The 4,622-nt window shown below is 45.7% G+C and carries 4 protein-coding genes and 1 tRNA gene; 2 read left to right on the top strand and 3 right to left on the bottom strand.

Annotated elements, in window-relative coordinates:
• Positions 1-210: 210 nt before the first annotated feature.
• Positions 211-285, top strand: a tRNA-Val gene (locus tag B3K91_RS00490).
• Between the two features lie 15 nt (positions 286-300).
• Here B3K91_RS00490 and B3K91_RS00485 read toward each other — a convergent pair.
• From B3K91_RS00485 to B3K91_RS00475, 3 genes are all read right to left on the bottom strand, one after another.
• Positions 301-1,773 carry an Rne/Rng family ribonuclease gene (locus tag B3K91_RS00485; RefSeq protein WP_214060236.1) on the bottom strand — a complete coding sequence of 491 codons (1,473 nt, stop codon included), beginning with the start codon at positions 1,771-1,773 and terminating at the stop codon, positions 301-303.
• Positions 1,774-1,874: 101 nt separating this feature from the next.
• Positions 1,875-2,408 (bottom strand): ribosome hibernation-promoting factor, HPF/YfiA family, encoded by a 534-nt coding sequence (hpf, locus tag B3K91_RS00480; RefSeq protein WP_099829643.1) that lies wholly within the window; start codon positions 2,406-2,408, stop codon positions 1,875-1,877.
• 66 nt (positions 2,409-2,474) lie between these two features.
• Positions 2,475-2,963 carry an NUDIX domain-containing protein gene (locus B3K91_RS00475; RefSeq protein ID WP_214078787.1) on the bottom strand — a complete coding sequence of 163 codons (489 nt, stop codon included), beginning with the start codon at positions 2,961-2,963 and terminating at the stop codon, positions 2,475-2,477.
• Positions 2,964-3,051: 88 nt separating this feature from the next.
• Between B3K91_RS00475 and B3K91_RS00470 the strand changes: the two genes are divergently transcribed.
• On the top strand, positions 3,052-4,563 hold the full coding sequence (locus B3K91_RS00470) for a YifB family Mg chelatase-like AAA ATPase (protein WP_292593814.1): 1,512 nt from the start codon (positions 3,052-3,054) through the stop codon (positions 4,561-4,563).
• Positions 4,564-4,622: the final 59 nt, after the last annotated feature.

Raw genomic sequence — 4,622 nt, 5'->3', positions numbered from 1 at the left:
TTGCAACTGAGCTTTTACAAGCAATCAGCGGGTCCTTGTTCTTAAGCGTACAGCGGATCTAGGAACGAAGAACAGATCCTCGCTCTGGAACGAAGAACAGGTTTTTCCCTCGGTTAACGGTCAACCGTTTTCACTTTGCCGCTACCTGTCATCACGTAACTAATCGTCAAACCTTGACACTGTACCCTACCGATGATAGAATTGCTGTACGGATGCGTAGCTCAGCGGAAGAGCGCTTCCTTCACACGGAAGAGGCCACAGGTTCAATCCCTGTCGCATCCACCAGATAGGTAAAGGGAGTCATTTCGACTCCCTTTTTGCCTTAGTCTTGGGTTTCTTCGGTTTTTCTTGCTTCTTCACGAATTTGATTTCATAAGAGGTCGGAATTGGCCAGGTGAAGCCCACCGAAATCTCTCTTTTCAGCGTCTTGACAAGGTTCTTCTGGTTTTCTGGAGTTAGGATTCCAGACATGTTTTGATAAACCTGAATGGAGGCGCTGGTCAACGATTCGTCCTGAAAACCCCTCGATAGATCCTTAAGCAGCCGCTGATAAACTGCCCTGGGAGACTCGATCCTTCCCGTTCCCTTGCAAATCGGGCATGAGGAATATAACTTGGACCCAATTGCAGCTGTCGATCGCTTCCTTGTCATTTCCAGCAATCCAAGTCTCGTGAATCCCATTATCATAGTTCTCGCCTTGTCCTTCTTAAATTCAGCTGTGAGACTCGATATCACTTTCTGCCTATCTTCATCGTTCTTCATATCAATAAAGTCTATAACGACTATTCCGCCAATGTTTCTCAATCTCAGCTGTCTCGCAATCTCTGAAGCGGCCTCTAGGTTCGTGTTCAATGAAGTTTCCGACACATCGTTGCCGGAGATACTGCTTGCAGAGTTCACATCGATTACCGTCATAGCTTCTGTTCTGTCTATGTATATGTTTCCTCCCGCGGGTAGGGATACCATTCTGGTATAGAGGATCTTCATTTTCTCGTACACTTCTTCAGACGCAAAGGCATCGCCTTCAACATACCTCACGACCGGTTTGAAACCGGACTTGAATTTGCTGATGCCGGCGACCACATCGTGCCAGAGTTCCTCTGAATCGACCACTATCTCCTTTGTATTTTCGGTTAGTCTCTCTCTGAGAATATACTCTACAAAGGAAGGTTCCTCATAGAGAATCTTCGGTTTTCTGCTTCTTCTAAATGTCTCGTTTATCTTGTTCCAGTTTTCACGCAGACTTTCAAGCTCTTCCTTTATTGTTTCCTCACCCACACCGAAAGCGGCGGTACGGAAGATCACACCTTCTTTGTTTTCAAGAACTGACTTCGCAACCGCGGTGAGCCTATTCCTTTCCTGCTGATCCGCGATCTTCTTCGATATTCCAATATGCTTCGAAAACGGTGTATAAACAAGGCTTCTGCCTGGTATGCTAACCTTAAGGGTAATCTGAGGCCCTTTCGAACCGATGGGATCTTTGCTGACCTGGACTAGAACTTTGTTGTTCTTCTCCAGTTTCTGTTGTCCGGAAGCATCTTTGAATCTAAGAAATGCGTTCCTTCCAATCCCAATATTCACAAAAGCCGCTTCAAGGCTGGGAACAACATTCTCTACCTTGCCAAGATAGATGTTTCCAGTTACACTTTCGCTGTCCATGTCTTCGAAAAAAATCTCTTCCAGCTGATCGCCGTCCAGAGAAGCGATCCTGACTTCGTCCTCAATTCGACTGAAGACAATAGTCTGCGTTCTGTTATTCTGTATTCTTGCCACCACCCTTTCATTTCTATAGACAGAACTAGATTTCGAATTCTACCATAATAATCATCTCACGTGAAGATTAAGAAAGCGGGCCACCTTCTGGTGGCCGTCCGCTATTCGTTCATTTCAATAATACCGATAGATCCGTTCTTTCTAGTATAGAGAACATTGACTTCATCAGTATCGATATTCCTGTAGACAAAAAAGGTGTGGCCAAGCATTTCCATCTGAAGAACGGCCTCATCCTCAGTCATCGGCTTGATAGTGAACCTCTTACGTCTTGTAATTACTGTGGATTGATCTTCTTCGAACCTGGAGGGAATTGAATCGAGGTTTTCCTTAAGGCCGTTTTTGTGCTTGTGGCGAGTTCTCTCTTTGAATCTCTTTATTCTTCTCTCAAAGGCATCAGATGCCGAATCCACTACTGTATAGAAGTCGCTGCCCTTTTCCTCCACGCGGACCATAACGCCCGGCAGATGGGCGGTCGCCTCGACCTTGTAGAACGCCCTTTCCTTCGAGAGCCTGAGATCCATCGAGATCAGCTTCTCCTCGTTGACAACTTTCGACACTTTTGAGAACCTCTTGTCGATGTAGTCTTTCATGGAGTCTGTAACAGTTACGTCTTTAGAGTAGATGTTGTAATCCATGATAACCCTCCTCTCGCGTGATGCTACCAAATTGCGTTACTTCATGTTATCACATACCAAAGGCCGTTACAGTACGCTGGAATCAGGACTCCCTGTCTTGAGCTGGTGTTTGCTCGCTACCTCATATAACTGTATTGAACTCAGAGAATTCCATTCTGTCTTGAGACGTGAAGAAAGCCAAATCGGAAGTACTCTGTACTTCTCAATCTCTCCAATTTCCACCCATTTGACTTCAACCAACGTTGGAACTCCCGAGTTATCTGGATCTGATCCCAGGTTGGTCCTTCCCGAGACGTAATCGCAGGAAAATATCACCTCCAGAAGGCTTTCTCTTTTGAATTCCTGTAGTGCAACAACCGATTTAGGAAAGACTTCAAGATAAGTCTCTTCCCTTATCTCTCTCTTGATTGCAGTAAAAAGATCTTCGCCTGGTTCAACAAGTCCGCCGGGGAAACACCAGAAGGGAGGTCTGTCGCGATGCTCATGACGAACAAGAAGAACAGATTCGTCTTTTATGACCAAAGCTCTTACACTAATACGATGTGTATTCTTCATATGCACACCTCGACCATGCCTCATTTCAAGTATATCACCTCTTCGCCTCTTGATTGATATAATTTCATATATGATAGGAGGTTATGAGATGCGCTATTCAAGAGTTAGAACGATTACAACCATGGGTCTTAACGTTTTGGATGTTCTCGTTGAGCTGGATATTGACAGCAGGGCAGTAATCCAGGAGATGGATATCGTAGGTCTTGGAGACACCGTAATTAAGGAGAGCAAGAAGAGAGTTAAGAGTGCCGTCAAGAACTCGGGGATAGAGCTACCCAACGGTCGAATAACGGTCAACCTAGCTCCGAGCGATGTGAAAAAGGAGGGATCTTATCTCGATCTTCCTATAGCGGTGGGGTTGCTTAAGGCAACTTCGAAAATCAAAACCGATCTTTCCGATTACATTTTCTTTGGAGAACTGGGTCTTGACGGAAGCCTTAGGCGAGTAAGAGGCGTCTTGCCAATTCTGCTTTCGCTTTCCAGCAGGGCAAATGGTCTAAGAGTTGTGCTTCCTGCTCCAAACAGGCAGGAAGCTACAATAGTGAACAACCTTACGATTTTCACGGCGGATAGTTTGAACGATTTGGTTGGCTTTTTGAACGGACACGTGGAGAAAAAACCCGTCGTCTATTCGCAGCCCGAATTGGGAAGTATGAATGGGCCGGACATGTCTGAGATAAAGGGACAGGAGTTTGCTAAGAGGGCTTCTGAAGTCGCCGCGGCAGGAGGGCACAACATTTCCCTTCGAGGGTCCCCGGGATGTGGAAAAACAATGCTTGCCCGTAGAATTCCATCTATTCTCCCTCCGCTAACTATGGATGAAGCTGTTGAGACCACAATGATTTACAGCGTTGCTGGACTGCTGGGTGAAAGAGGGCTGATAAAAGAGAGACCATTCAGGTCTCCTCACCATACCGCGTCGACAACATCTATCGTTGGTGGTGGAAATGATGCTAGACCGGGTGAAATTAGTCTTGCCCACAACGGTGTCTTATTCATGGACGAGTTTCCGGAGTTCAGAAGAGATGTAATCGAGGCTCTCAGACAACCGCTGGAGGATGGAGTAATTACTGTTGCAAGAGCAAAACTGACAGCCACTTATCCTGCCAGATTCATGCTCATAGCTGCCCAAAACCCGTGTCCTTGCGGATGGTACGGGGACAAAACAAGAGAGTGCACATGTTCTTGGTATGACATTCAAAGATATAATAGGAAGATCTCGGGTCCAATGGAAGATAGGATAGATATCTTCGTTGACATGCCAAGACTCGATTTCGATAAGTATATGGAAAACTCAACGGCAGAAAGCTCTGACGAAGTTCGAAAGAGAGTTATTACGGCAAGGAAGAGACAGTCGAAAAGATATGAAGAAATGAGCATATTCTCGAATAGTCAGCTCAGTCATGCCTTACTGAAAGAATACGTGCCGCTAGACTCAGCATCGAGATCACTTCTTTCGGCAGCCGTGGAAAAGATGAAATTAACTGCAAGGGCCATTGATAGAGTTCTTAAAGTAGCACTTACTATAGCCGATCTCGAAGAAAGTGAAGTTAAGGCCAGGCACATTGCTGAAGCCTTACAGTATCGAAGAAAGACCTAGAGTTCGGCACTCTAGGTCTCCATGAGAGATCTGACCAGAGTGTGCCAAGAAGGCGAAGA

Origin of the sequence: Mesotoga sp. UBA5847 (genome assembly GCF_002432735.1) — a bacterium.
Taxonomy (GTDB): Bacteria; Thermotogota; Thermotogae; order Petrotogales; family Kosmotogaceae; genus Mesotoga.
Note: the sequence above shows the minus strand (reverse complement) of the source record. Positions and strands in the feature narration are given on the sequence as shown.

What these genes read in the sequence shown, in the direction of transcription:
- hpf (WP_099829643.1), bottom strand. Translation starts at nt 2,408, where the DNA reads ATGGATTACAACATCTACTCTAAAGACGTAACTGTTACAGACTCCATG.
- B3K91_RS00470 (WP_292593814.1), top strand. Translation starts at nt 3,052, where the DNA reads ATGCGCTATTCAAGAGTTAGAACGATTACAACCATGGGTCTTAACGTT.
- B3K91_RS00475 (WP_214078787.1), bottom strand. Translation starts at nt 2,963, where the DNA reads ATGAAGAATACACATCGTATTAGTGTAAGAGCTTTGGTCATAAAAGAC.